Source organism: Enterococcus sp. S183_ASV_20 (genome assembly GCF_018919685.1).
GTDB lineage: Bacteria > Bacillota > Bacilli > Lactobacillales > Enterococcaceae > Enterococcus > Enterococcus faecalis.
Map to the genome: position 1 here is coordinate 1 of NZ_JAHLRI010000114.1, position 3,109 is coordinate 3,109.

General features: G+C 35.0%; 1 protein-coding gene and 1 pseudogene. Both read right to left on the reverse strand.

The annotated features are described in order from the left end of the window. Window positions 1–485: 485 nt before the first annotated feature. A pseudogene (locus tag KQI94_RS16650) lies at window positions 486–764 on the reverse strand (type IA DNA topoisomerase); the annotation flags it as partial. 98 nt (window positions 765–862) lie between these two features. Then, window positions 863–2,749 carry a group II intron reverse transcriptase/maturase gene (ltrA, locus tag KQI94_RS15710; RefSeq protein WP_063855979.1) on the reverse strand — a complete coding sequence of 629 codons (1,887 nt, stop codon included), beginning with the start codon at window positions 2,747–2,749 and terminating at the stop codon, window positions 863–865. Window positions 2,750–3,109: the final 360 nt, after the last annotated feature.

Sequence of the window (3,109 nt, forward strand, 5' to 3'; positions counted from 1 at the left end):
AGTATATACTGTTTAATATAATCTCATCGCTAATAGAAAAAACAAAAGTTTTTGACTCATCGGTTTAATTTATGATATATAGTTACTTCAGAAGTTTCTATTCCTCACTTAAATTAATCGCATTTCCTAGTTTTTTGAAATTTCATTCATATCAGGATTATGGGGTATATGGAACATAGAAACGAAAATGCACGGTAATGATAGTTCAAAACACACACAAATGTTGATTTATAGCCTTTTTAGTTGTTTTGATTTTAGGGATTGTCGCCTTTTGGCTGGAACACTCGTGCGAAAATGCACGGTAGGAAGCCGAACAAAAATTTACATTATTAAATTACATGTAAAATTTACAAACTGAAACATTGATATAACAGCTTTCATATTTGTAAATTAGAAGTGCACTCAAAATTTACAATAAAAAACAGATTGATTGTTCGTATTTTTACCTTACCGTGCATTTTCGTTTCTATGTTCCATGTACCCCAAAATGTACCTTGTACGCCCTTCTGTTGTAAATTTAACGTATACAAAGGGCTTGCGTTCATGCCGATCAACCAATCGGCAATTTGGCGTGTTTGCGCTTCTTGATAAAAGGGATAGTAATTCATTCCTGGTTGCAAATTTTGAAAACCGCTTCGAATCACATCTTTTTCTAAGCTATTGATCCATAGTCTTTTAAATGTTTTATCTTTTGAAAAGGCATTTGCTTTATGGATAATCGACCAGGCGAATATCGATAGGTAAACTTTTGAAATAATCTCCAGTTTTTCCCCCGATCCACACCGTGCATGCGATTTTCACCGCACACGGCGTTCTATCAACAAATTAAACCTTTTTTGTTTTCCTAAGTCTCGCAACCAAATTAATAATGTAGTGAAGTGTTTCTAACTAGCAACCTTAATCTATTTAGCTTTTTGATTTGTTCATCATTAAGATTTAACAAGGTCATATATCGCTGAATAGTATCTCCCTTGGTAGCATGTATTAGAATGTGAACTTCAGATTTAACAATAGTCAAGTTACTATACTTGTCATCTTTAGATACATGATAAGGTATCTTATGATGACAATGCATATCTAGAACATTTAGTTCTTCACCCGTTACCGAACACTTACCCGACTGAGCTATAAACAATGAGATACGATTATCGTTAAATTCCACTGTTGCTCTATCGCTGACTACAGGATTGCTCCTGATCCAACGAAGTGCTATTTCAGATACGGCTGATTGATTACGATGAATGAGTTTACGCCCCTCAGGAGTATATTTATTAATTTTAACTTTAAGGTACATTGGGTTCCTATGTTGTACAAAACTAACTGGTATAATTGGGCGTCCTGTCAGGTATCTAATATTTTTTGACTGGACGTAGTTCAATATCCCTTTATCTTTACCAGTATATTTACCCGTTTTTGTCAATCCATCAATAGACAATCGATTTCTCATTGTCAGAAGAACTGAGTAATGCATCTTTTTAAAGTCTCTATTAACGTGAGTTGCTATTCGATAGTAACCGTGCATGCCAATAACTTTACTATTATAATTTCCTATAGCTCTGATAGTATTAATGCTATTAGGTGATTTTTTGATTTCCTTGATTTGCTCTTTTAGTTCTATTCTCATACGGTTAATTGCTTTATCTGAAACATGAGAATGCATTACATATCTATTTTTCCCTTTTCTTTCTAGTTTCAAGTTAAAACCTAGAAACTCACTAGTTTCCTTACGAAGGTTCGTGATTTTGGATTTTTCAATAGATACGGGTAAATGCAATCGTTGTTCCAACCATTGTATCGAAGCATGATAAAGTTGTTCAGCCGTTTTTCGGTCATGGCAAAATAATTTAAAATCATCTGCATAACGAACTATATAGAACTCTTTTAGTTTTGTATGTGAGCGCATTTTCCTATGGTGATTTCCCATATGCTCGGTTCCATTAGCATTGTATTGTGTCTTAATTTCAGACATATGCCTTGTTTCCCATTGTTCCGATACCCACCAATCAAATTCACTAAGATTAATATTGGCTAATAATGGGGATAAAATCCCACCTTGTGGTGTCCCCTTTTCGGGAAATTGAATAGTACCATTAGGCAATACAACTGGAGCTTTTAGCATTTTGCGGATAATAGTGAGAAGTTCCTTATCCCGTATACCCATAGTCCACATTTGTCGCATTAATTTTGAGTGCCAAACTTCATCGAAGAAACCTTGAATATCTATATCAACACAATATCCCATTTTTATAATATTCATCTTCTTGGCACAATCAGCAATTGCATGTTCGGCAGACCGATTAGGTCTAAAACCGTGACTATGCGGATTAAATTTCGCTTCACATATTGGTTCTAATACTTGCAAGATACATTGTTGAGCTACCCTATCCCAAATAGAAGGAATTCCTAATGGTCTAGTTTTTCCATTTGGTTTGGGAATTTCAGTTCGCTTAACTTCTCTTGGTTTGTAAAATTTGAACCGTTTCTTAACTATATCAAGGTATCTTTCAGTTGTTAGTTTTTCAATATCTTTAATGGTTTTACCGTCAATACCTGCCGTAAGACTTCCTGAGTTGCGCTTTATATTACGATACGCAAGCAAGATATTGTCATCGGATATGATAATTTTCATTAATGACTTGAAATTTTGATTTTCTACACTACGTTGATACAAGTTATCATAAGCTTCTTGCATTCCATAATACTCAGAATATCGAAGCTTATTATTTTTCTTGTTTCGGTGGTTGTTCATAGTTCGTCACCCCCTAGTTATTGGTTGTGACCTTTTGGTCTTACAGGAATCTATGGTTTGACTTAGGTTACTTAATAAATTGATTTAAATTTGTTGACTTGTGGCTATTCCTCCCGCCCCATTACAGAACCTTCACCGGTCATGCCACTACTTTCACCAAGATAAATATAAGTTATATACTACTACTTTCCTTATATCCGCTTCATTGCGTGTGTGCGCTCCACGTTCTTGGCTTCCCACGTTCCTTCAGTTTTATCAATGTAATAGCTTAGGTGCTGGCTTTTGCCCTGTATCACTTCAAGTGCCTATAACACTTCACGGAGTTTCATAAAAACAATTCTTACTCCACCGCATGATACC